The 25,080-nt window shown below is 40.7% G+C and carries 20 protein-coding genes; 17 read left to right on the top strand and 3 right to left on the bottom strand.

Features of this window, described 5'->3' with window-relative positions:
- Positions 1 to 6: 6 nt before the first annotated feature.
- Positions 7 to 2,394, top strand: coding sequence for a phenylalanine--tRNA ligase subunit beta (pheT, locus tag V7783_RS11835; RefSeq protein ID WP_335678874.1), 2,388 nt, complete (start codon positions 7 to 9; stop codon positions 2,392 to 2,394).
- Positions 2,395 to 2,396: 2 nt separating this feature from the next.
- On the top strand, positions 2,397 to 2,690 hold the full coding sequence (gene ihfA, locus V7783_RS11830; protein ID WP_016707763.1) for an integration host factor subunit alpha: 294 nt from the start codon (positions 2,397 to 2,399) through the stop codon (positions 2,688 to 2,690).
- A gap of 76 nt (positions 2,691 to 2,766) precedes the next feature.
- Here ihfA and V7783_RS11825 read toward each other — a convergent pair whose 3' ends face one another.
- A complete protein-coding gene (locus tag V7783_RS11825; protein WP_335678873.1) occupies positions 2,767 to 3,567 on the bottom strand; it encodes a DUF2989 domain-containing protein in 801 nt (266 codons plus the stop codon).
- 176 nt (positions 3,568 to 3,743) lie between these two features.
- On the opposite strand from V7783_RS11825, the gene V7783_RS11820 reads away from it, so the two are divergent.
- The 10 genes from V7783_RS11820 to V7783_RS11775 all read left to right on the top strand — a co-directional run bounded on the left by V7783_RS11820 (position 3,744) and on the right by V7783_RS11775 (position 15,860).
- Complete coding sequence (locus V7783_RS11820) at positions 3,744 to 5,186, top strand: glyceraldehyde-3-phosphate dehydrogenase (protein ID WP_335678872.1); 1,443 nt, start codon at positions 3,744 to 3,746, stop codon at positions 5,184 to 5,186.
- Between the two features lie 209 nt (positions 5,187 to 5,395).
- Positions 5,396 to 6,526: a M14 family metallopeptidase gene (locus V7783_RS11815; RefSeq protein WP_335678871.1), complete on the top strand. Its 1,131-nt coding sequence runs from the start codon at positions 5,396 to 5,398 to the stop codon at positions 6,524 to 6,526.
- Positions 6,527 to 6,855: 329 nt separating this feature from the next.
- Positions 6,856 to 8,367 (top strand): alanine/glycine:cation symporter family protein, encoded by a 1,512-nt coding sequence (locus V7783_RS11810; protein ID WP_192541601.1) that lies wholly within the window; start codon positions 6,856 to 6,858, stop codon positions 8,365 to 8,367.
- Positions 8,368 to 8,510: 143 nt separating this feature from the next.
- Positions 8,511 to 8,837 carry a hypothetical protein gene (locus tag V7783_RS11805; protein ID WP_335678870.1) on the top strand — a complete coding sequence of 109 codons (327 nt, stop codon included), beginning with the start codon at positions 8,511 to 8,513 and terminating at the stop codon, positions 8,835 to 8,837.
- A 1-nt stretch (position 8,838) separates the two neighbouring features.
- Positions 8,839 to 9,120 carry a YeaC family protein gene (locus V7783_RS11800; protein ID WP_016707757.1) on the top strand — a complete coding sequence of 94 codons (282 nt, stop codon included), beginning with the start codon at positions 8,839 to 8,841 and terminating at the stop codon, positions 9,118 to 9,120.
- Positions 9,110 to 11,794, top strand: a complete 2,685-nt coding sequence (locus V7783_RS11795) for a DUF349 domain-containing protein (protein WP_335678869.1) — start codon at positions 9,110 to 9,112, stop codon at positions 11,792 to 11,794. The genes V7783_RS11800 and V7783_RS11795 overlap by 11 nt, the downstream gene beginning before the upstream one ends.
- 103 nt (positions 11,795 to 11,897) lie before the next feature.
- The gene (locus V7783_RS11790; RefSeq protein WP_301561998.1) at positions 11,898 to 12,452 is read left to right on the top strand and encodes a DUF1439 domain-containing protein; all 555 of its coding nucleotides are present in this window, start codon (positions 11,898 to 11,900) and stop codon (positions 12,450 to 12,452) included.
- Between the two features lie 262 nt (positions 12,453 to 12,714).
- Complete coding sequence (locus V7783_RS11785; RefSeq protein ID WP_335678868.1) at positions 12,715 to 13,485, top strand: hypothetical protein; 771 nt, start codon at positions 12,715 to 12,717, stop codon at positions 13,483 to 13,485.
- A 244-nt stretch (positions 13,486 to 13,729) separates the two neighbouring features.
- Positions 13,730 to 14,032: an H-NS family nucleoid-associated regulatory protein gene (locus V7783_RS11780; protein WP_335678867.1), complete on the top strand. Its 303-nt coding sequence runs from the start codon at positions 13,730 to 13,732 to the stop codon at positions 14,030 to 14,032.
- A 70-nt stretch (positions 14,033 to 14,102) separates the two neighbouring features.
- Positions 14,103 to 15,860, top strand: a complete 1,758-nt coding sequence (locus V7783_RS11775; protein ID WP_335678866.1) for a DEAD/DEAH box helicase — start codon at positions 14,103 to 14,105, stop codon at positions 15,858 to 15,860.
- Between the two features lie 18 nt (positions 15,861 to 15,878).
- On the opposite strand, the gene V7783_RS11770 is transcribed toward V7783_RS11775, so the two are convergent.
- Entirely contained in the window at positions 15,879 to 16,214 is a 336-nt protein-coding gene (locus tag V7783_RS11770; protein ID WP_335678865.1) for a ribonuclease E inhibitor RraB, read from the bottom strand.
- 162 nt (positions 16,215 to 16,376) lie between these two features.
- Here V7783_RS11770 and V7783_RS11765 point away from each other — a divergent pair, with 162 nt between their 5' ends.
- From V7783_RS11765 to V7783_RS11750, 4 genes are all read left to right on the top strand, one after another.
- Positions 16,377 to 18,104, top strand: coding sequence for an autotransporter assembly complex protein TamA (locus V7783_RS11765; RefSeq protein WP_442961368.1), 1,728 nt, complete (start codon positions 16,377 to 16,379; stop codon positions 18,102 to 18,104).
- On the top strand, positions 18,104 to 21,790 hold the full coding sequence (tamB, locus tag V7783_RS11760) for an autotransporter assembly complex protein TamB (RefSeq protein WP_335678864.1): 3,687 nt from the start codon (positions 18,104 to 18,106) through the stop codon (positions 21,788 to 21,790). The genes V7783_RS11765 and tamB overlap by 1 nt, the downstream gene beginning before the upstream one ends.
- Positions 21,791 to 21,803: 13 nt before the next feature.
- Complete coding sequence (locus V7783_RS11755; RefSeq protein WP_335678863.1) at positions 21,804 to 22,631, top strand: hypothetical protein; 828 nt, start codon at positions 21,804 to 21,806, stop codon at positions 22,629 to 22,631.
- A gap of 80 nt (positions 22,632 to 22,711) precedes the next feature.
- Positions 22,712 to 23,536, top strand: coding sequence for a peptidylprolyl isomerase (locus V7783_RS11750; protein WP_335678917.1), 825 nt, complete (start codon positions 22,712 to 22,714; stop codon positions 23,534 to 23,536).
- 54 nt (positions 23,537 to 23,590) lie between these two features.
- On the opposite strand, the gene queF is transcribed toward V7783_RS11750, so the two are convergent.
- Positions 23,591 to 24,436: an NADPH-dependent 7-cyano-7-deazaguanine reductase QueF gene (gene queF, locus V7783_RS11745; RefSeq protein WP_335678862.1), complete on the bottom strand. Its 846-nt coding sequence runs from the start codon at positions 24,434 to 24,436 to the stop codon at positions 23,591 to 23,593.
- A 59-nt stretch (positions 24,437 to 24,495) separates the two neighbouring features.
- On the opposite strand from queF, the gene syd reads away from it, so the two are divergent.
- The gene (syd, locus tag V7783_RS11740) at positions 24,496 to 25,035 is read left to right on the top strand and encodes a SecY-interacting protein (protein WP_335678861.1); all 540 of its coding nucleotides are present in this window, start codon (positions 24,496 to 24,498) and stop codon (positions 25,033 to 25,035) included.
- Positions 25,036 to 25,080 lie beyond the last annotated feature (45 nt).

Genomic DNA, 25,080 nt, shown 5'->3' with positions numbered 1-25,080 from the left:
AATAACATGAAATTTAGTGAAAAGTGGTTAAGAGAGTGGGTTAATCCTGCAATTGACACGCAGGCTCTTTCGGAACAGTTATCGATGGCTGGCCTTGAAGTAGATGGTGTAGAGCCAGCTGCGGCAGAATTTTCAGGCGTTGTAGTTGGTGAAGTGGTTGAATGTGGCCAACACCCTGATGCAGATAAACTGCGTGTAACAAAAATTAATGTCGGTGGCGATGAGCTACTAGATATCGTCTGTGGTGCGCCAAACTGTCGTTTGGGTATCAAGGTCGCCGTTGCTATGGTTGGCGCTGTATTGCCAGGTGATTTTAAGATTAAAAAAGCTAAATTACGCGGTCAACCGTCTCACGGTATGCTGTGCGCTTTCGTAGAGCTGGGCATTAGCGAAGAAGGCGATGGCATCATGGAGTTGCCATTAGATGCACCTGTGGGCACTGACTTACGTGAATACTTAAGCCTTGATGACAACATCATTGATGTTGATTTAACCCCTAACCGCGGTGATTGCCTTGGTATTAAAGGCATTGCCCGTGAAGTGGGCGTACTTAACAGTATTGATGTTAAAGCGTTAAATATTCCTGCAGTTACGCCAACAATTGATGACAAAGTATCGATTGAATTGGTAAACGAAGATGCATGTCCGCGTTACTTAGGTCGTGTGATCAAAGGCATTAACCTAGACGCAGAAACGCCGCTGTGGATGGTTGAAAAACTGCGTCGCAGTGGTGTACGCGCCATTGACCCTGTGGTTGATGTAACTAACTACGTATTACTTGAGCTTGGCCATCCAATGCACGCATTTGATTTAAATGCCATTGAAGGTGGCATTAAAGTTCGCAGTGCTGATGCTGGTGAAGAACTGGTATTGCTAGATGGCAACACTGCAAAACTAAATGAATCAACGCTCGTTATTGCCGATCATAACAAAGCATTGGCGATTGCCGGTATTTTTGGTGGCGAGCAATCAGGTGTTACTGAGCAAACAGTTGATATCTTATTAGAAAGTGCGTTTTTCAATCCCGTTGCGATTGCAGGTCAAGCTCGTAGTTATGGTTTACATACTGATGCATCGCATCGCTACGAGCGTGGTGTTGATTTTGCGTTGCAATATGATGCAATGGAACGTGCAACAGCCTTACTACTTGAAATCGTAGGCGGTCAAGCTGGCCCTGTGGTTGAAGCAGTTGCCGCTGATAAGCTGCCAAAGGTTACTGAAGTACGCCTTCGCCGAGCGCGTTTAGACCGTGTTATCGGTCATCATATTGCCGATGAAAAAGTAACAGACATTCTTACTCGCTTAGGTCTTGATGTTAAAATCGTAGATGGTGTGTGGAGTGCTGATGTACCTAGCTACCGTTTTGATATTCGTATCGAAGAAGATTTAATCGAAGAAGTGGCACGTGTATATGGTTACAACAGTATTCCAAACGTTGCGCCAACGGCTAAATTAAAAATGACCACTCACAACGAAGCGAATATTGCGCTAAGCAAATTCCGCAATACATTAGTGACACGTGGTTATCAAGAAGCGATCACTTACAGTTTTGTTGACCCTAAAGCACAAGCAATTTTGCACCCAGACAGTGATGCGCTTGTTTTACCGCACCCAATTTCAATTGAAATGTCGGCAATGCGCGTCAGTTTGATGCCGGGTTTACTTGCGTCAGTAATGTATAACCAAAACCGTCAACAACCACGTATTCGTTTATTTGAGCATGGTCTTAAATTTTTACGTGATGAAAACGCAGAAAATGGCGTGAACCAAGTTGCAGTTATCGGTGGTGCTATTACCGGTCTTGCCCATGGTGAACATTGGGTTGAAGAAAAGCGCGCTGTTGATTTTTATGACTTAAAAGGTGATGTTGAAGCATTACTTTCATTAACCAATGATATAACACGTTTTGAGATCAAAGCAGAACAATCAGATGGTTTACATCCAGGTCAATCTGCAGTGATTTATGCTGCTGGTAAAAAGGTCGGTTTCTTTGGTGCTATTCATCCTCAAGTACAAAAATCGTTAGATATCAATAATGCGACTTATGTATTTGAAATTGAAATGTCTGCCATTGAAAAAAGAAATTTACCAGAGGCTGTAGGGGTTTCGAAGTTCCCTTCAAACCGCCGCGACATCGCTATTTTAGTGGAAAATCAGGTTAAATCTGGCGACATTTTATCAGTGATAGAAAAAGTTGGCGGAAATCAATTGGTTGACCTAAACTTATTCGATGTGTATAAGGGCAAAGGTATTGAGCCAAATTATAAGAGTTTGGCGATTGCTCTAACACTGCAAGCGGTTGATAGAACGCTCGAAGAGAAAGATATCAATCTAGTAGTTGATAACGTGGTGGCCGCACTGGCCGAACAGTTTAATGCATCGTTGAGGGACTAGATATGGCGCTTACTAAAGCCGACATAGCTGAACACCTATTTGAAAAATTGGGGATCAATAAAAAGGATGCCAAAGATTTAGTTGAAGCGTTTTTTGAAGAAATCCGCTCAGCGCTTGAAAAAGGCGAGCAGGTTAAGCTCTCTGGATTTGGTAACTTTGATCTTCGTGACAAGAAAGAAAGGCCTGGCCGTAACCCGAAAACAGGAGAAGATATTCCTATTTCGGCGCGACGTGTTGTGACCTTTCGACCGGGTCAAAAGCTCAAAACTCGTGTTGAAGTTGGCACGAGCAAATAAATTAAAAAAGGCAGCGTAAGCTGCCTTTTTCTTTTCTACTGCGTAAATTTGAATTTATCAGGATTAATTGTTGAGCCTAAAACTCTCGTGGTGAGACAAACTGGCCTGCATTAATGCTGTCATAGGTTTGCTGCGCCAAGGTATCTAAACTGTCGAGACTTTTCCCTGATGCAGTTAACTGTTGTTCAATAGGAAAAATTTCAACATTGGTTATACCAGAAAGCTGTGCAACCTTGGTAAAGGTATACGCGTGCTTATATTTTTCATGCTTGTAAAATAAACTGATCAAGGTGGTGTAAATTTCAGGATTTGGGATTTGATCTGCTTTATTTAGCTCTAAGGTTTTATAAAGTAAATCAATGGTTTTTTCTTCATCAAACTTAATATAGTAGCTGGCTAAGAAAAACTGGATTTCCGCATCTTCAGTCACGCTCGGATCGTTTTCAAGCGCGAGTAATTTAGTCAGTGCCGATTGGTTATTATTGCGCGACCATTGATAATACAACAGCCCTGGGTGATTGGTATTTTTGGTATCTTGATAAAGGCGCGTCATTTCCTTGATACTGGTTAAATGAGCTTCCACGCGAGAGGTGGTTTTTTCTTTTAATTTTATATGCTCAATTTTTGCTGCCAGCGAAACACATTGGTCGTACTTTTCAAAACCTTTTAATAGCAAGTATTTATTGTCATCAGTAGGTTGCTTGTATTCATGGTAACGGGCCATGATCACCTCAGCACGCTGCGCTTTACAGTGACTGTCTTTATTTAAGTCATTACATAATCCAGGAGTCTCCTCACACACCTTCGTCAGTGTCAAAGGCTCTTCACACCCAGTTAACGCCAATAAACTTACTACAACACTTGCTCTTAGCAACATCCCTTAACCCTAGCTTAATTATTTCTTTACTATTCTAGCTTAATGAATTGCTCTCTAACAGTGGAGAATAAAGTTAGTTTAAATTAGAATAGCGCTGCCCACTGAGGCATATTGCTCTCAAAACACAATATGTCTTAAGGCTATCCGTTCAAAAATTGTTTAATTAGGTAAATATAATGACCTCATCTCACGAGTTAGAATACACAAATAGTTGGCAAGAACGCCAAGATTACGCTGAAAGCATGCAACCTATCATTGGTAAGCTGTATCGTAATCGCGGTATTGAAATCGCTGTATATGGCCGTCCTCTCGTTAATGCCAGTACAATTGATATCATTAAATCTCATAAAACAGTGGCACAATTTGAAGGCACTAAATTACGTTTACGCGAAAGCTTCCCATTTTTAGAAGCTATCAGCAAAATGGATTTAAACTCTGCACGTATCGATATTGGCAAACTTGCTTATGGTTATTTATTTAACGATGCTGCAAACGGTCGTTCTATCGAAGAATATTTAAACGACGAGCTAGCTGAAATTGTTAACTCGCAAGCGAAAGAGCCACGTGATGTGGTGTTATACGGTTTTGGTCGTATCGGTCGTTTATTAGCGCGTTTGCTAATTGAAAAATCAGGCCCATATGCTGACTTACGCTTACGCGCCATTGTTGTACGTGGTGGTAAAGATGGCGACCTTGAAAAGCGTGCGAGTTTATTACGTCGTGATTCAATTCACGGTCCATTCAATGGCTCAATCACTATTGATAAAGAGCGTAATGCAATTAAAGCAAATGGCAGCTACATCCAAGTTATTTATGCTAATTCACCAGATGAAATCGATTACACATCGTATGGTATCGACAATGCGCTTATCGTTGATAACACCGGGATCTGGAAAGACGAAGCTGGCCTTGGTCTGCATTTAAAATCAAAAGGTGCTGCTAAAGTATTATTAACAGCCCCTGCTAAAGGTAATATCAAAAACATCGTATATGGTGTTAATAACCAAGATATTCTGCCTGAAGATAAAATTGTTTGTGCAGCAAGCTGTACTACCAATGCAATCACGCCGACATTAAAAGCACTTAATGATAAGTTTGGTATTAATAATGGTCACGTAGAAACAGTACACTCGTACACCAATGACCAAAACTTAATTGATAATTATCATAAAGCAGATCGTCGTGGTCGTGCTGCAGCACTCAATATGGTTATTACTGAAACTGGCGCAGCGAAAGCCGTTTCAAAAGCATTGCCAGAGCTTGAAGGTAAATTAACGGGTAACGCAATCCGTGTACCTACGCCTAATGTGTCTTTAGCTATTTTGAACCTGAACCTTGCAACCAGCACGACGGTTGAAGAGTTAAATTCGTTCTTACGCCATGCTGCACTGCATTCAGATTTACGTGATCAGATTGATTACACTGCATCAACTGAAATTGTATCCACTGATTTAGTCGGTAGTCGTTATGCGGGCGTGGTTGATTCAACAGCCACAATCGTTGATGACAACCGTATTGTACTCTACGTTTGGTACGATAATGAATTTGGTTACAGCTGCCAAGTTGTGCGTTGTATGCGCGATATGGCTGAGGTTTCATTCCCAAGCTTGCCGCGCTAAGAGGCAATAGCTTAAAAATCTTTACAAAAAGCCAGCATTCGCTGGCTTTTTTAGTCGTGAATGTTTTTTCAAAACTAAAGCCATGTGGTAGGCTGTATTTAGTTTGCTACATTTAAATAACAATACGTCTATTACATTAGGGCGTTGTTTAATTTCTCACTGACAAGCGAAAGGTGAGCGATTAATTTTTCATATATAGGTTTAATAAAATGAAAATCACCAGTAATTTTGACAGTGGCAATATCAAGGTCATTGCCGCGACCGACCCACTAAATATTCAACTAGAGATCAATAAAGATCATTTATCTGATTTTTTTCAGTGGTTTCATTTTCGTCTAGAAACGACACCTTTTCAAAGCCACAAACTACATATCAATAATCTTGAGAATTCTGCTTACCCAGATGGTTGGGATGGCTATCAAGCGGTCGCCTCGTATGATCGCCAAACATGGTTTCGAGTTCCTTCAAACTATGCTGATGGCACGTTATCATTTGAGATTGAGCCAGAGTGTGGCACTGTTTATTTTGCTTACTTTGCTCCATATAGCTACGAGCGCCACTTAGATCTTATCACTTGGGCACAAAGCCAAGAGGCTTGTCAGCTGGAAACACTCGGTGAAACCCTTGATGGCCGTGATATGAGTGTGTTGCGCATTGGTGGCGAAAGTGACGAGAATAAAAAGACAATTTGGATCACAGCCCGTCAACATCCAGGCGAGACAATGGCTGAATGGTTTGTTGAAGGCGTATTGCATAAATTATTAGATGATGAAGACCCGCATGCAGCGGCATTGTTATCAAAAGCGGTATTCTACATAGTACCAAATATGAACCCTGACGGAAGCGTACGTGGCCATTTACGTACTAACGCCAAAGGCGTAAATTTAAATCGTGAATGGCAAACACCGAGCATGGAAAATAGCCCTGAGGTGTATTTAGTACTAAACAAAATGCGTGAAACGGGTGTTGATATGCACTTAGATATTCACGGTGATGAAGCTATTCCATATAACTTTGTTGCAGGCAGTGAAGGTATTCCAAGCTATGATGCACGCCTAAAAGACTTAGAAGACAGTTTTAAAGCCGCATTACATATAGTAACACCTGAGTTCCAAGATGTGCATGGCTACGACAAAGACGAGCCAGGTCAAGCAAATCTAACCGTTGGCTCATCTGCTGTTGCAGAAGAATTTAAGGCACTGGCTTATACCGTTGAAATGCCATTTAAAGATAACGATGGTTTACCTGATCCAGATTATGGCTGGTCAGATCGCCGCTCGTATCAATTTGGTCAAGATACACTGGCTGCCATCGTCAACGTTGTTGACAAGCTACGCTAATAGAGAAGGGCATCATTTAATGATGCCTTTTTATTTTTTTAGTATGTAATGGTGAATATCTTTCGAACACAGTAATAACGATTATTCGATAGATATTCACCTAATTGCTTTACACCTGAGTTAGTGCAGCATAATTCATTTTTTTTGATAATTAACTGTTAACAAGGTTAGGTGGTTTAAGTTAATATTCAATAAATTGAAAAGAGAAGCAGGCGCTGGTGTCTTTAGCCAATGATCTATTACTTCTTTGCAATCAGTCGCGCATTCTGAGTCGCTCAAGCACAGTATCGTAACTATATAAATAATAAATATAACTATAGAGGATATCCATGGAAGCTTTTGTAAGCACCGTTAATGACATTGTTTGGAGTAATGCACTCATTTATTTATGTCTAGGCGCAGGTCTTTTTTATTCCGTATTAACCCGTTTTGCTCAAATTAGACATTTCAAGGAAATGTGTAAACTCCTATTTAGCCCAAATACTTCAGATACCGGTATTTCGTCTTTTCAGGCGTTAGCGGTTTCATTATCTGGACGAGTAGGTGTAGGTAATATTGCGGGTGTGGCAGCAGCCATTGGCTTTGGTGGCCCAGGGGCTATTTTTTGGATGTGGGTCGTGGCTTTTTTAGGTTCAAGTACCGCGTATGCAGAATCAACCTTAGGGCAAATTTATAAAACCGAAGAAGACGGTCAATACCGCGGTGGCCCAGCTTATTATTTTGACCGTTGTTTAGAACAAAAATGGTTAGCTGTTTTATTTGCCATCGCTGCAATTATTGCATGTGGCGTGTTCTTACCTGGTGTGCAAGCGAATGCCGTTGGTAACGCTTTTACGCAAGTTTTTGGTGATGGCACTATGGTAACGACCAGTTTTGGTGATGTAGGCAGTTTTAAACTGGTTGCATTGGCTATCATCCTTATTGTGTTAGCGTTTATTATCTTTGGTGGAATTAAACGCATTGCCAACTTTACCCAAATCGTCGTGCCATTTATGGCGCTAGGCTACATTGTGCTTGCTTTAATCGTGGTATTTTTAAATATCGATAAAGTACCGGGAATTTTCTCGTTGATCTTCAGCGATGCATTTACCGCTCAGGCTGGCTTTGGTGCGGCTATTGGTTGGGGTGTAAAGCGTGGTATTTATTCTAACGAAGCTGGTCAAGGTACAGGCCCCCATGCCGCCGCTGCCGCAGAAGTTGATCACCCAGCGCAACAGGGCTTAGTGCAAGCATTTTCAGTGTATGTTGATACGATTTTTGTTTGTACAGCGACCGCGCTGATGATTTTAATTACGCAACAATACAATGTGGTTGGTGAGTTACCAGCAGGGCAATTTATTGTACAAAACGTTGATGCAGCAACTGAAGTTGGCTCAGCGGCCTTTACGCAAATGGCTTTATTTAGCGTGTTTGGTGGTTTTGGTGAAGCGTTTGTTGGTATTGCATTATTTTTCTTCGCATTTACTACAATCCTTGCTTATTACTATATTGCAGAAACCAATGTTGCCTATTTAAATCGCTATTTTAAAGGCAGTATCCCACTGGTAATTGTGAAGTTAGTGATTATGTTTATGGTCTCATACGGCATGGTTAACAGCTCTGGCTATATCTGGAATATTGGTGATATTGGCGTAGGGTTGATGGCGTGGATCAATATTGTCGGGATCTTAGCGATATTTTTTGTCGCAAGACCAGCACTATTATGTTTGCGTGACTATGAAGACCAAAAGAAAAGTGGCGGTCCAATTACATTTGATCCGGTTAAGTTAGGTATCAAAAATGCGACTTTCTGGGAAAAGCGTCTAGCAAAACACGCTAAAGATGCTGAGTCAAAAGATTAATCAACGTAATTAAAGTTGTTTTTTGATCCACACCGATTGGGTGTAATTGAAAAAAGACAACGACAAATAAAACACGTACAATAAAGGGCGCCGCAGGGCGCCTTTTTTATGCGTAGATTTTTATGCAAAGTATGGAGAGAGAGATGGCGATTGTTAGTTGTCCTAGTTGTAATAAGTCAATATCCGATAAACATAAACAGTGCCCACACTGTGATAGTAATGTAGCGCAGCTTGATGACGAGCAACGTCAACAGCTAGCACGCGAAAAGCGTATTCAAAAACAACAAATGTTTATGAATCATTCTTTTTTTGCGCTGATCATATTTTTAGCTGGCTTCTTTTGCTTGTACTTTTTGAACCCTGAACCTGAAACACCAAATTGGTACGCATGCGCCGCAGCCATCGCTATTGGCTGTATTTGGTATTTAATAAATCGCGTTATTTTAGTGATGCTGAAAAAGAAAAAATGACATGAACATCGACAATCTTGTAAAAACAATTACCCCAGAATTATTCGAACGCTTACAGTATGGTGCGGCAACAGGAAAATGGCCTGATGGCACTGTGTTAAGTGATGAGCAAAAACAGCAGACAGTGCAATTAGTGATGCTCTATCAAGCTAAAGTTGCGCAAACAAATGAGCAATTTACCATTGGTTCTAATGGTGAAATGGTGCAAAAAACTAAAGCACAATTGCAAAAAGAATTCACCGCAGATAACGAAATAGCAAGGTTTAGTGAACATGATCTTTAAACACCTTTTTACCCCGAAGTGGAAGCACCCAAAGCAACAAGTACGTTTAGAGGCCATTGAAAATCTCGATGGAGAGCGTGATGCGACTATTTTAAATACATTAGCACTTGAAGATAGTTCTGCAGAAATTCGTAAAAAAGCACTGACTAAAGTAAACGACTTAGTGTTGTGGTGGCAGGCGTATAAACAAGATCAAAGCTTAAAAGAACTGGCAGAGCAACACATATCTAGCGCAGTTTTAAGTGACGAAAGTAAATTGTCTAGCCAAATTAAAAACGAATATATAGAGCGTTTTGCACCAGTTAAAACCCTTGAGAAGTTGGCATTTGCAGAAAAAGAACTGCAAGTTAGAGCAAAACTTTTAAAACGTTTAGCTAACCCAAAACTAGTTGAAAAAGCGTTTAAAGAAGGCTCAACTGAGCTACAAATGTATCTTGTAGAGCAAGTGATCACGCATCAATTAGTTAAAAGCTTAGTAAAGCATGCACAAGGGGATGCAAAAGTCGCCCTTGAAACGCATATTGAAAATGAACGTTTAGCGATTGAAATGCCATTACAAGTGCAAAATGACACCCGTGTTATTTTGGCAAAACTCAATGCATTACGTGAAAAGCAAGATTTTGCCGTGGTGACTCAACAATACGCTGAGCTGACGAATCAATGGCAAGCGCTAGAACTGACTTGGTTAAGCCCTGAACAACGTGACATAGTTGCAGCCAAATATATTATGTTGACCGACAAGCTAAATGAGTTAGTTAATCAACTACAGGCTGAACATGATCAGCAGCAGCAACGCTTGGCGTTACAACAACGTCAGCTGTTAGCATTGGCAAATTTAGAAGCGCTTAGCGATGAAATTGAAAATGCATTGCAATTGGGCTTAGAAACACCAGAACAAATACAACAAGATTGGTTAGAAGCGAAAGTAGCGCAAGCGCAAGATAGCTTGGCGCAAAGTGAATTACCAGATAATGCCCAGAAGCTGCAGATTACCACGCGATTAACGAGTTTGTTTAAACAAGTCGCTAAATTACCCGAACTTAGTGAAGCGATCAGTGCATTTAAAGCCGCATTAACAGAACTGACTAACATCAGTACCGACGATATTGAGCAAACAAATTACGATGACGCTGAGCGTCATTTTAATCAAGCGCATAAAGCTGCTAAAGCACCGTTGGCACAGTTACCAAAGACTTTACAAGGGCCTTTTAAAGCGCAACTTGCACAGCAGCAGCAACGTTGGAATACGGCGGTTGCACCTATCAGTGATAAGTTAACTAAAAATCAGCAGCTCGCGGCTCGTAAAGGGCGTGACGTAAAACGCTTAATTGAACAAGGGCGTTTTAATGTTGCGTTTGGTGTTTTTAAAGGCTTTATTGAGTTATATGAGAGCCTTACACCGAATAGCCAGCAAAGCCTTGAAAAGCTGAAAGCAGATCTTGAACAGCAATTAGATAACGCCCGTGACTGGCAAAAATATGCATCTGCACCGAAACGCGAAGAATTACTGAGCGAGATCACAGCGTTGCTTGAACAACCGTGTACGGATGCGAAATCGCGTGCAAGTGAAGTGAAAACATTACGCCGTCGTTGGAATGAACTTGGTCGTTTAGATACTGAGCAAGAGCAAGCACAAGGTAAAGAGTTTGATGACAAAATCGAACTACTATTTGCACCTTGTCGCGACTATTTTGCCGAGCTTGAACAGCAACGCGAAGCGAGTAAGCTTGAGCGCGATGCTATAATTAAACAAATGGCGGTCTTAAATGAGACTGACACAGCTAGCACAGGCTTTGATTGGAAAGAATTTGAAAGCCAATACAACCGCATCAATAAAGTTTGGCGTAATGCCGGCAATGTAGAGCCTAAGGTATATCGTGCACTACAAACACAATATAAAGCGCTGCAGCAGCAAGTATTTAATACTTTAAATACCTTTCACAAAGGTAATGCCGCGGCAAAGAATGAACTTGTAGAGCAAGCACAACAGTTAGCGCAAAGTGATGACTTAGCGAGCGCATGTCAGCAGCTAAAAGAGTTACAACAGCAGTGGCAGAACATCGGTTTTGCGGGGGTCAAAGCTGAAAATGCATTATGGCAAAAATTCCGCCAATTTAACGATGTAACCTTTGCTAAACGCAGTGAAGAGTTTGCCCAGCATAAAGAGCAACAAGCTGCCGACAATGCGGTAATAACAAGCCAATTAGTTGAACTTGAAGACGCGTTAGCAGCTGTTAGTCAAAAAGCACAATTACTGGATTTACGTACTAAGGTCGTTGCACTTGAAAGTAGCAAAGAATTAAATAATCGTATTCAAAAGTTATTGACTAATATTGACGATAAACTCACTGTCGTATCTGAGCAAGCGGCCCAAGCAGATTTTGCAGCTTTGTTTACTGCACTGCAAGACCAGCAAGCCATTCCTACACAGTGGCAAAGCAATGTTGGTACGCAGTTAAGCGTTGCACAACTATTGGTGAGAATGGAGATCCTTGCTAATGTGAGCAGCCCTGAAGGTATATCACGCATGGCTGAGCAAGTTGCGATGCTTGATGATAAACATCGTGGCGAACAAGCTGATTTACAGTATTACTTAAAACAACTTTTGGCACTCAGCCAAGGTTCAGTTGATGCTGACACACTGACTCGTTTAAAAGTAATTTTTAATGTTTAATGGCTGTTGGCTCCAGTAAATTGAATGATAAAGCCGCCATTGTGCGGCTTTATTTTTATTAAGTTTTTGGCGTTAATACTTTGAATACAGTAAAGGAAAAATAATGAAGTATATTTTATTGATTGGCTGTTTATTTCTTTCAGCGTGTAATACTACTAATGGTGTTTCTGTCTATTCATTTACTAGCAGCGAGATAGAAACAGTGCTTACCCAACAATTGCCAAAGCTCAGTGAAAAAGTGAGCTTGATGGGTTTGCCTGTGCAATTTGATGTGAATGATTTAAGTGTAAATGTTGGCCCTGATAATCGTGATGTCGTTGTACTAGGCGCAGATTCAAGTGCCGTTATAAATGCCTTTGCGCTTAAATACCCTGTGCGTTTAAAGTTGCAAATAGAAGGTGCGCCTTTTTATGATAGTGAGAAGAAAGCGGTATTTTTACGCAATGTAAAATTACTTGATTCAACCGTAGACGCTGGTGGCTTTAAAGGTAATTTAGCGGTACTTGATGATGAAGCAATGAAAATAATTAACGGATTTTTAGCTGTGAATCCGGTTTATAAATTAAATATGAATGATCCTAAAGTAGCGTTATTAAGCAAGCTGCCTTTAGATATGAAAGTAGAGCAAGGCGCAATTAAATTAGTACCGAGTATTTAATCTTTATTATCCAGATATAAAAAAGCCCTGTACCAACAGGGCTTTTTTGTATCTATAAGATTATTACTAAATATAAGCACAGTTGCTACTGCTTAATTTATAAGCGAAGGTGCCCGCTTTAAGGGCTGCTGTTGATAACAGAACATTGTGATGTAAATTAAAAATAAATTCAGTATATGGGTACAAGCTGGGTGTTTAATCGACTATACTGGTTGTTAGTTAATCACCTTTAATTGCCTACTTTATGGATAAAGAGCCTCTTATGAAAAAACGTAACGTGATCTTCAGTGCTATTATGACAGCTGCATTTTCGGTTGTAGCTTTTGCTAATGAGCCCGATTTAAATTCTAATCCGTTTCTTGCAGAGCAATCAACGCAACAGCAGGGCGCTCAGGTGTTCTCTTTTACAGAAACGCCAATTGTCCTGCACGAACATGATAAAGTTAATGCAGCTCAAGATACAGACTATATTCGGCTCGCTGTAGAGACGAAAACGAATGGTTATGCGTTAGTCGACACAGCTCAGATCAAAGATATTGACAAAATGATTGCAGAGCAAAAATACGGCCATGAACTATTTCTGCGTAGCTTGAAACCTGAAATCATGGCTGCGCAATCAATCGCAGACCAAACTAATTTGTCTGATCAATTTGCAGGCGACACAGTCGCTTTAGATAATATATTGTTGCAACAAAAATTTACTGTGATGAGTAAAACCGTTGGCGGAAATTTTATTGCTGGTAGCGGTTGGGATCAGTTAACTCAGGTTGTTAAAAATGATACGTTTGGTATTGTGATTATAGAAATATTTAGTTTTAGCCAAAACAGTGCTGTATATATTGATTCGGACGCGGTGAATTATCATGTGAATAGCAATCCTGGCATCCTTTATGTACTTAAAGACAATAGCGATAATGTGTACACGAGTTTATCTTGGGCTGACGAAAAACAATCCTATTTTATTGGTCTTGAAAAAAATATTAATGATATTGGTTTAGTTGGGAAATTTAAAACGCTAATAACGTCGATATAGTTGTATTATAAAGCGCTCACAACTCTTTATGTAAAGTACGCGTGTTAAATATATTTCTCAGCACTGATAAAGTAAATAATAAACTATTTAATTTTAATTAATGACTATAGTAATCTGATTATTAATCTTAGTTTAAATAAAATCCTTAAAAACTGATTAATCGACTTGGCCTATTTTAAAAAATAGGCTTATAATTTACTTGAATCAAATCTAATTTATAACTTTACAATGTAGTGAGTCGAAAATGAAAGAAATAAAAGCGTTTATAAAATCAGCGAGTCTTGCAGACTTAGAAAAAGCACAAGCATTATTAGCTGACGCTATCGCAAAGTATACGCAGCAGCAGCAAGCAAAACAGGAAGTACTTGAGCTGTTAAAAGAAAAAGGCTTAACTCTTGAAGATCTTCAAGAGGGTGCAAATGATAAGCGCACTAAAGTAATGCCAAAATACCGTATTGAATTTGAAGGTAAAATTGTTGAATGGACAGGCCGTGGTAAGCGCCCTAAAGCATTCCAAGGCGTTGAGCTAACTAAGCACTTAGCTTAGTATTTTGGGGCCGTTGGCCCCATTATTTATAAAAAACGTGTCTTCCATTTCCCCCTCCTAAGTTGCCACCATGACGTATACATTACGCCCTTATCAACAAGAAGCTGTTGATCGTACCGTTGCTTATTTTCGTAAAACCTCAGAGCCTGCTTTAATCGTATTGCCTACCGGTGCAGGGAAAAGCTTAGTGATTGCTGAGTTGGCGCGCATTGCCAGACAAAAAATCTTAGTACTTGCCCACGTTAAAGAATTGGTTGAACAAAACGCTGAAAAATATAAAAGCTTTGGTCTGGAGGCGAGTATTTTTTCTGCAGGTTTAAAGCAGAAATCGTTAGCGCATCAGGTTACGTTTGCTAGTATCCAATCGTTGTCACGCAATAGTGAGCAACTCAATGAACACTATTCGTTAGTGATCATTGATGAGTGTCATCGTGTCAGTGGTGATAAAGATAGCCAATATGAAAAAGTGATTTTGGCATTAAAAGCACATAACCCTCAGTTAAAAGTGTTGGGGTTAACTGCCACGCCTTATAGGATGGGGATAGGCTGGGTGTATTATCGTCATTATCATGGTTTTGTTCGAGGGGACAAAAACAGCCCATTTCAACAGTGCATCTTTGAGTTACCGCTGCGCTACATGATCAAACATCACTACCTCACGGCCCCGCGAGAAGTCGATGCTGCAATCAGCCACTATGACTTTTCGTCTTTAAACTGTGATTCATTCGGGCGCTATACTGGCGAGGATATGAATCAATTACTAGCAAAAAATAGCCGCGCAACGAAAGCGATTGTGCAGCAAGTCATTGAGTACAGTGAGCAACGCGAAGGGGTCATGATTTTTGCTGCGACAGTGTTACACGCACAAGAAGTGTATGGCTATTTGCCCGAGCTGCAAGCGGCTTTGATCACCGGTGACACACCTAATGATGAACGCGACCAAATAATTATGACCTTTAAACAGCGGCGAATAAAATACCTTGTTAATGTATCAGTCCTGACCACGGGTTTTGACGCACCACATGTGGATTTCATCGCTATATTACGGCCAACCGAGTCCGTTAGCTTATACCAACAAATCGTTGGTCGTGGCTTGCGTTTAAGCGAAGGGAAGACAGAGTGTTTAGTCATTGATTATGCGGGTAATGGTTTTGATCTATTTTACCCTGAGGTGGGCAGTAAAAAAGCTGACAGTGATAATGAGCCGGTACAAGTGCCATGCCCTGGCTGCGGTTTTGCTAATATTTTTTGGGGGAAAACAGATAGCCAAGGTAAAGTTGTTGAACATTTTGGGCGGCGCTGTAAAGGGTTGCTTGAAGATGAGGACGGTTTACAAGAGCAATGTGACTACCGATTTCGTTTTAAAGAGTGTGAAGCGTGCGGCGCAGAAAATGATATTGCTGCCCGTCAGTGTCAAGCGTGTCATGAGGTAATGGCTGACCCCGATGATAAATTACGTGCGGCACTCAACTTAAAAGATGCACTAGTACTGCGTTGCAGTGGTTTAAGTGCTGCAAGCCTTGCAAGTAATCAGCAGATAATAAAGATCACCTATTATGATGAAGATGGCGCTAGTTGTGATGAAGTGTATGACTTTGCAAAACCGGCAGCACGTTATGCGTTTAATAAACAATTTGCTAAGCGCACTGCACAAGGACAAGCACCGAAAGAGTTTAAATCAGCACAGCAAGTGATTGATAAACAATTACAACTGGTAGCGCCGGATTTTGTGATTGCCAGAAAAAGTAAAAAATACGGTTGGAAGGTTGCCGATAAACTATTTGATTACCAAGGAAATTTCAGAAAGGCGAATCAGTTAAGTGGTTAAACTTAACTGATTTATAAATTAGTCTTGCTCGTCTTCCATTAATCCCCAGCCGTCACCATAGCCATTATAGCCATTAGCGATACTTTCTAAATATTGCTCAGTTTGGCCTAGTAAGGTGTGATCTGGCACCATTTGCACCTGAGTAACAACTTCCCAAATACCGGTATCTTTGCATTGCACTAACTCGGTTGCCGGTGCAAGCTCATCTTCGGCTATTGCCGTGGCAAATTTTTCAGCGTCTACTTTTTGCTCAAATAAAATATAGAAATCGATTTTGTGCATCAGGGCTAAATCTATGCCTGCAGCTGCGATTTCAGCTAAAAGTTGGCCATTGTCATCATCAGGAAAGTGCATTTAAAAACTCAATAAAATTATTTCAAATTAGTAATGACTATTGTAACCAAAATTCAGCCCATAAGCGTACTAATTTTCACATTTGAGTTACTGCGTGAAGTGGCTTCATTATGGTACTATTTCTTTCATTATCGATAAATCGTTTTTAAGTAAGGAAATTACTTGCCTAGCTGGATATTAACTCGCATTGCAGTTGGTTTATTTTTATTGTTTTCATTAAATGTGTTTGCGGCCGTACAAGTTGTAAATAGCTATGAAATAAATGGTATTAAGGGCGATCTTGAAAAAAATGTTGCACTGTATTTAAAGCAACTAGAAGGTGAAAAAGCCACCAGTACTTTGTTAAGTCATGCAAAAAAACAAGTTGCCAGTAGCTTAAAAGCACTGGGGTATTATAAACCTGTTATTAAGCTTGATTATGCGAACGAAACAAAAACATTGATTGCAACAATCGACCGTGGGCCAGTAACGCGTATTGCTGACGTACGTATCACCGTAAATGGCGCAGGTAAAGATGACTTATTACTTAAGCAAACCATAAACAGTATTGCGCTAAAGCAGGGTGATATTTTAAATCATAGTCATTACGATGCTGCACGCAAAAAAATTGAAGGGCAACTGCTTGAATTAGGCTACTTTGATGTCAAGTGGCTGACGCATCAGCTTGCTATTTCAATAAAGAATAATAGCGCAGAGGTGATATTAAGCATAGATACCGGTGTTCGTTATCAATTTGGTGATTTGGTATTAGGTGAGCAAACCCCAGCTGAAAAATACATTCGCTCGTTAGCCAAATTTAAGCAAGGTGAAGCGTATAAAGCAACGTTAGTATCAGAGTATAACTTAGCGCTTTCTACCACACCGTATTTTGCTAGTGTCCGTGTGTATGCTGATATATCTGAGCGTGCGGATCAACAAGTACCAATCAAAGTTGACGTGCTGCACAAGCCAGCCAATAGTTATGAAGTGGGTGGTGGTTATAGTACTGATTTGGGGCCTAAGGTTCGTTTTAAATGGACTAAACCATGGATCACCGAAAACGGTCACTACCTTGAAAGCAACTTGAATGTATCTCAGCGTCAGCAAGACATCTCACTCGGTTACACTATTCCTGTTGACGATCCTAATGATGATTTATGGCGATTTTCAGCGGGTTACAAGCTCGAAGATGAGTTAACTAACGATGTATACAGTAAAATTTTAACAGGTCAAATACAACGGCAATGGTTGACGGATGACGACTGGGTACGTACTGCATTTTTACGTCGAGACCGTGAGACTTACCGAATTGGTGATGAAGAGCAAAGCTCGAAAATGTTAATGCCTGGGATCAGTTATGCAAAAAAAGAAACTGAAGGGGGTACAACGCCAACATCGGGCTATCAGTGGTTGTTATCTGCAGAGTTTGGTTTAAAGGATATGTTTTCTACAACCAACATTGTCAGAGTTCAGATCCAAAATGCCTGGTTACAAACTTACCTCGATCGTCATTTACTGTTTTTAAAAGCGAATGTAGGTGCCATGTTAGTAGATGATATTAACAATGTGCCATTTTCACTGCGTTTTTATGCTGGTGGCGACCAAAGTGTGCGTGGCTTTGCATATCAATCAATATCACCTGAAGATGAAGCTGGTCGTTTAATAGGTGGTAAATATTTAATGACAGGTACGGTTGAATATAATTACCAGTTTGCAGAAAGCTGGCGAGCCGCTTTATTTGTGGACAGTGGTACCGCGACCAACGACTTTACAGATCGCGTTGAAGTGGGCGCTGGTTTTGGTATTCGCTATTTAACGCCAGTTGGACCTGTGCGCATTGACCACGCGTGGGGACTGACCAAAGAAAGTAAAAGTACGCGATTAAGTATTACTATAGGGCCTGAAATTTAATGTCAAAAATGAAAAAAATCACCGCGGCGCTAACAGTTTTTTTTGCATCAATCTTGGTGTTAGTCTTTTGCGTGCTTTTTACCGCGCCGGGTAATCAGTTTATAGCATACACTGCTAATAAACTTGTTGACGGTTTGCAAGTAACGATTAAAAACGGCCGGTTCTTATATAACGATTCATTTGATGTTGAGTTTAAAAAAGACGGCCTGGATTTCAAAGCAAAAAATCTCAAAGTTGATTTGTTTTGGTGGGGCTGTAATGGTATTTGTATCGAAAATATCAGTGCACAGAGCATTGCGCTAGTATTGCCACAGTCAACACAAGCGGTGACAGAAGCTGAGCCGGTATTAGCAGAGCCCGTTGATACGGACGCAATTGAGGAAATTAGCTTACCGCTGGCAATTTCGATTAAACGAATTGCCATTGCATCATTTGAACTTGCCCATGCCAGTGCCGATGTTGCAGTGAAAAAGTTTGTATTGTCAGCGTCTGCAGAACATTCATTGGTTACTTTAAGTTCATTAACCATTGCACAGGTTGATGTGCTACTTAAAGAAACTCAAGCTGCTCCTGTCGAACCATTAACTGCACTAGCAGCTTTACCTGACATTCATTTTAGCTCGCCGCTTGCAGCAAAACTTGAGCAGCTATTGATCTCCAAAGTCACACTTGTACAAGCAGAGCAAAGCCATGAAATTAACGATATTAAAGGCTCATTCGCAATAGATAAAAGCGAACTTACGCTGCCTGAACTCAGTGCTAATTACTTACAGTGGCATTTAGATACCCAGTTAAAAGCTAGTTTAGTGGATGATACACCCATTAGTGCAACAATTGCTGTTAATAATCCAGAGCATCAACTAACCCTGAATGCAGCTGGTGACCTGTCTGATTTGCAATTAGATGTGGTAACCGAAGGGCAGTATCCACTGACTGCAAAAGTAAATGCCGATTTAAAAACTACAAACTTCCCTTTCTCAATCAATGCGAATATTACCCAGTGGCAACTAGAAGTGGATGGTAATAATTTAAAAATAAATGATGTGCAGCTAACTGGTGAGGGTAATGCCGATGATTATAAGGTGCAATTAGCTGCGCAAAGCCAATTAGCAGCTTATCCCAAAGTACAGTTACAATCCTCACTCAGCGGGGGATTAACAAATATAAATGTGGACAACTTGTCATTACTAGCAAACGAAAGTAAAGCCACGGTGACAGCATCAGCGAGCTGGGCGGATGGTATTGAAAGTCAATTTTCAGGGCAGCTAAATAATCTAAAAGCACAATATTTAACTGACACTGTAACCAGTGATTTATCAGGGCAATTTAACGGGATATTTAAAGCTCAACAACAACAGTGGCAGTTGAAAATGACCGATACCCAACTTGGCGGTACGGTTGACGATATTCCATTTACCTTTGTCAGTGATTTTGATTTAAATAATTCATTGCATGCCAGTATTGAGAAATTTGAGCTTGTCAGTGGTGAAAATAAACTCGTCTTATCAGGTGATATTTCCGAGCAATGGGATATTAAAGGCTTGCTGCATTTAAATAAACCAGAACAAAAGAAACTACCATTTACCGGTGTTGGTGAAGGGAAACTTGCTATAGCAGGTCCTCGTTTAGAGCCTGTTGTTAATTTAGATGTTGGTCTACGTGATTTAAGTTTTGCAGATATTAGCATTGAAGCTTTGACGGTAAAAACTGATTTTAACTACGCAGCTGATTGGCAAACTAATGTGAGTTTAAAAGTAACAGATGCCACTGTAGCTGGGCAGCAAATTAATAGTTTTACAGTTACCGCAGCAGGGGATAAAGCGGATCATCAACTACAACTTGATTTAGATGCTGTAGAAGGAAAAGCGCAGCTGGAAGTTGCAGGTAAATTTACCAATAACTTGTGGCAAGGTAGCGTAAGTAATGTGCTGCTAAGTGATAACGTAATTGATTTTACTACTGAGCCAGCAGTTGCAATTAAATATAACATTGATAATGGTGATTTCTCCGTTCAGCAACATTGTTGGCAAAGCCAAAACAGTAAATTGTGTATTGACCTACTAAACCAAACCACGCAGCTTGGGCAGTTGAATGCCAAGCTAGAGAATTTTGATTTAGCCGAAATTAAACATTTATTGCCTGAAAACATTATTACTGAAGGCGGTTTTGCTGGGCAGATCAAAGCAAATTGGCAAGCGAGTCAATTACAAAGCTTATCTGCGACAATAAACTCCCATGACTTGGCTGCAATACTTATTAACGAAGAGAAGCGTTATCGCTTGCCAATAGAGACATTTACCCTCAATGCTATCGCTGATCCCAAAGATGCAAAGGTACAAGCTAGATTGAGCTCCACAGTGCTTGGTGATATCAATGCGGATGTGAATGCTGAAGATTTAACGGGTCAGCAGTTACTAAGCGGTCAGCTGGTAATTGATAAGATTTTACTAACAGATCTCCAACCGTTTATTGGGGTGCTTGAGCAATTAAAGGGCAGTATCAGTGGACAAATTGCTTTAGCAGGTTCACTAAGTGCGCCTTTGCTTAATGGTGAGCTGGAAGTCATAGATGTGAATTTACAAGGCGATCAGCTGCCAGTTGCGATTGTCGATTCAAATATCAGTATTACGTTCGATAAAACCAAAGCCACTCTAGATGGTAAGTTAAACGATGCGCAAGGCGGTAAGTTAGCATTAGTGGGCGATGTAGATTGGCAAGGTACTGAGCCTGCCGTGAACTTAGCTGTGCTTGGGGAGCAATTTTATGTTCGTGCCCAGCAAGGTGTAACATTTAAGATATCACCGGATTTAAAGATTAGTTTAGCTGATAAGGCCTTTAAATTAGCGGGACAAGTAGTTGTGCCGTATGGCCGAATTGAAATTGAAGAGCTTCCGGAAGGGGCTGTGCAAGTAAGTGACGATGAAATTATTATCGACAAACAAGCAGAGCAAACACAAGCAGTACCGTTTGATTACGATATTAACCTTAAACTGATCGTTGAAAATGATGTGCGCATTGATTCGTTTGGTTTGGAGTCTAAAATTGAAGGTGATTTATCAATTAAAATGGATCAGCAAACCCCGATGATCGCAACCGGTGAGTTGAATTTACGCGAAGGGACTTATCGTTCTTTTGGGCAAGATTTACTTATTCGCACCGGTCAAATTGGTTTTAGTGGCCCAATCGATAAACCGTACTTAAATATCAAAGCAATCCGTAACCCAGATAATACTGCTAACGATGTGATCGCTGGGATCACTTTAACGGGTAACATTGAGCAACCGGTATTAAAGGTATTCTCTGAGCCTGCAATGGATCAAGCGCAATCATTGGCTTACTTATTAAATGGCCAACCCTTGGATGAAGGGGATAGCTCCACTGACGCGATGTTGACACAGTTATTACTTGCACAAGGGGTGAGTCGCAGTGAAGGGATGGTGTCAAAAGTGGGCGAAACATTTGGTTTATCGGATGTTAGCTTGAGCTCAAAAGGCAGCGGTGATGAAACCAAGGTAGAAATCTCTGGTTATGTAGCGCCCGGCATTCAAGTTAAATACAGCGTAGGTATTTTTGATTCTCTAAGTGAAGTGGCAGTACGTTACCAATTACTGTCGCAGCTCTACATTGAAATTACCAGTGGCTTATATCAGAACGTTGATATACTTTATAAATTTGATATAGATTAAGGGCAGATATACGTTGCAAAAACTGTTATTAGTTTGCTTACTGATTTCTTTTAGTGGTTTGGCGAGCACACCATTAACGGTTCGTTACTCTGCTGGTGGCCATGCTTATCCAGCAGAGCTACTGACGCTGATACTTAGTAAGTCTGCGATTACTATGGTGCCCAGTGAAGTGCCAGATATTCCTTCACAAAACAGGGCTATAAGGTTACTAGGTGAGAAAAACGGTATCGATGTGTTTTGGGGAGCCACGAGTTTAGAATGGGAAAAACAGGCCAAAGCAATTTTGATCCCCATAGATAAAGGTTTATTGGGTTATCGTATTCCCGTGGTGCATACTAGCCATAAAGACATGTTTGCAGAAGTCACTCATTCAAGACAACTTACTCCCTTTGTATTTGGTTTACGGGAAGATTGGCCGGATAGTGCTATTTTTAAAAGTAACGAGTTAGAAACACTCATATATGGGACAGGCGCAGAACCTATTGCAATGCTGCGCTCAGGGCGTATTGACGCGCTGCCATACGAAATCTTTGATATAACTAAAAATCATGGTGATGATATTATTCACGAGCCGCATATTGCTATTCGCTATCCATCAGCAGTCTATTTTTTTGTGGCAAATAATAATCAAGCATTACACAAACTACTCTATGACGGCTTATCAGCTGCGATTGCTGATGGCTCTTTTGACACGTTATTCTTCAAATATTTTGCTGCCACTATTGCACAAGCCAATTTAAAAAACCGCCGTATTATTGAACTGACCAACCCTTTACTACCACGCAGTGCGCCAATTTATCAGCCGCAGTTTTGGCTTGATAAAAACAGCTTAACCAAATAACCTAGCGCCATAACAATAATTATAGGTGCAACATGTTTAAAAAATTATGCTTTATTGGTGGTACTTTATTAACGAGCCAAATGAGTATGGCACAAGCTGATACTCAGCCTACTGCGGCACAAATTATTAATCAAGCAACGCAGCAGCAATGGCGCTTAGTGGATGCTGACAATATTATCAAAATTACCCTGCCAACCGGTGCCGCTTATATTGAACTTAACCCGCTGCTTGCACCAAAACACACGCAAAATATCAAACAGCTCGCCCGCGAAGGCTTTTATAAAGATTTAAATGTGTATCGCTTTGTGGAAGGTTTTGTAGCGCAAGGTGGCGATGAAAGTGGTAAAAAACCAGTCAAAAATGGCGCTAAAGCAATACCTGCCGAGTTTTATTTAACGACCCCAAACCCTGTTAATATTACCGAACTTGATCACCATGATGGCTATGCCCCAATTACCGGGTTTTTAAATGGCTTTGCGGTGGCACAAGACGATGCGCAAACACAAACGTGGCAAGTGCATTGTAATGGGGTATTTGCAATGGCGCGGGATAACGATATTAACAGTGGTGGCACTGAGTTTTATGTCACAATAGGGCAAGGCCCGCGTTATTTGGACCGAAATATTACCGTGTTTGGCCGTGTACTGGAGGGGATGGAGCATTTTAATCGTTTATCGCGCGCGAGCATTAAAAACACTGCTTTTAATCCTATTACAGACCTACAAGTGTTAGCTGATATTAGTCAGCAAGATAACAGCCAGTTTAAAGTTATGCGTACTGATTCCAATGCATTTTTAGCGTTGATCAAAGCACGCCAAAACCGCTCAGAATCATGGTTTGTCGAAACGCCAAATTATGTAGATGTTTGCGGTATGCCTATACCCACTAAAAGAGTTGAACGTTAACGAGCTAACTATAAACCCCGAGCTGGCTCGGGGTTCTATACAATAAAATACCTATTACTGGCGGTTTATTTTCACCTTGAATGGGGTGACATCTTGATCCGTTGAACGGTACGGGTTGATGTCGAGTCCGCCACGGCGGGTATAACGGGCGTACACTTCAAGTTTTTGTAAATTCAATTGCGTCATTAAGTCACAATAAATACGCTCTACGCATTGCTCATGAAATTCATTATGAGAACGAAATGAAATTAAGTAACGCAGTAATGACTCTTGGCATATTTGTTCGCCAGTATAACGAATAATAATACTTGCCCAGTCTGGCTGCGAGGTGATCAAGCAGTTTGATTTTAATAAATGACTGTGCAGCGTTTCGGTGATCGTTTCACTGCTTGATGCTTTTAAACTATTTGTGCCAAGTTGGTAGTCAGTTACTTCAATGTCTAACTCATCAATGCACACACCTGGTAAGGGTGTACAAGGCAAGCAGTTATAATCTGTCGGGCTGTATAAAGTGACCGTAATAGGCATTGCTACTGCGCTTGATAAGTCAGCGGTTAAAATGGCGGCAACATCATCAACACAATCAAAACGAGTCTGATTAAAGCTATTTAAATACAATTTAAAAGACTTAGATTCAATGATATGGCTGCTCTGACAAGGAAATTCAAAGCTTGCGACAGCAACTACGGGCTTACCTTTTTGGTTTAACCACGAAAGCTCGTAACCAGTCCAAATATCTTGGCCTTTAAAAGGCAGGGCGTTTTCATCAATGCTTAAATCGTCGCGGTTAAGTTTTCGGGCGATTGGAAACAGTAGGCTAGGTGTATAAGTATCAACATACTCAGTTGATTGACCAAGCACACTGCCTTTTAATTCTGGTGCGTTGCTGTAATCTGTCATGTTAGGTCTTTTGTAGTTACAATAGCGCTATTATACCTAAAGCTTATGAGTTTCACAGCATGACTATTATTACCCAGTTAGAACAACTCCATCAACGCTTTGCTAGTAAGCAACAAGCGCAAACAGGCAAATTACCTCAGATTGAACATGACAGTGATTGGCCAAGCCTGTGTGAAGTTGGCAACCCCGATGAGCAAGGATTGATCCAATGGCAAGCGGTTGCTCGCACTCCAGGTGGCTCTTTAACTGATTTAGCTAAGGCGTTAGAGGTTGAGTTTCCAAAGGCGCTGCAACAGTACTATGGCGCGTTTTTCGGCGGCTGTATTATTGCTAATATTGACGGGCATGACGTGGAGCTATTACAGGCGTGGAGCGATGATGATTTTGATTTACTGCAGCAAAATATAACCGGTCATGTTTTGATGAAGCGCAAACTAAAACAACCGCCAACTGTATTTATTGGTTTAACTGATCAAGAAGATTTATTGGTTTCGGTGTTATTAGAAACAGGAGAGGTGTGTTTAGAGTATGTAGGTAAAAAACCTCATCATGTGCTTAGCGCTGATCTTAGCTCTTTTATTACAGCACTAACCGTGTAAGCGCTGTTACTGCGCAGTAGCAAACGCTGCGCAGTGCTTTATTAG

The organism is Pseudoalteromonas sp. (genome assembly GCF_036960685.1).
GTDB lineage: Bacteria > Pseudomonadota > Gammaproteobacteria > Enterobacterales > Alteromonadaceae > Pseudoalteromonas.
The sequence above is the reverse complement of the archived record's forward strand: the minus strand, read 5'-3'. Positions and strand labels throughout refer to the sequence as shown.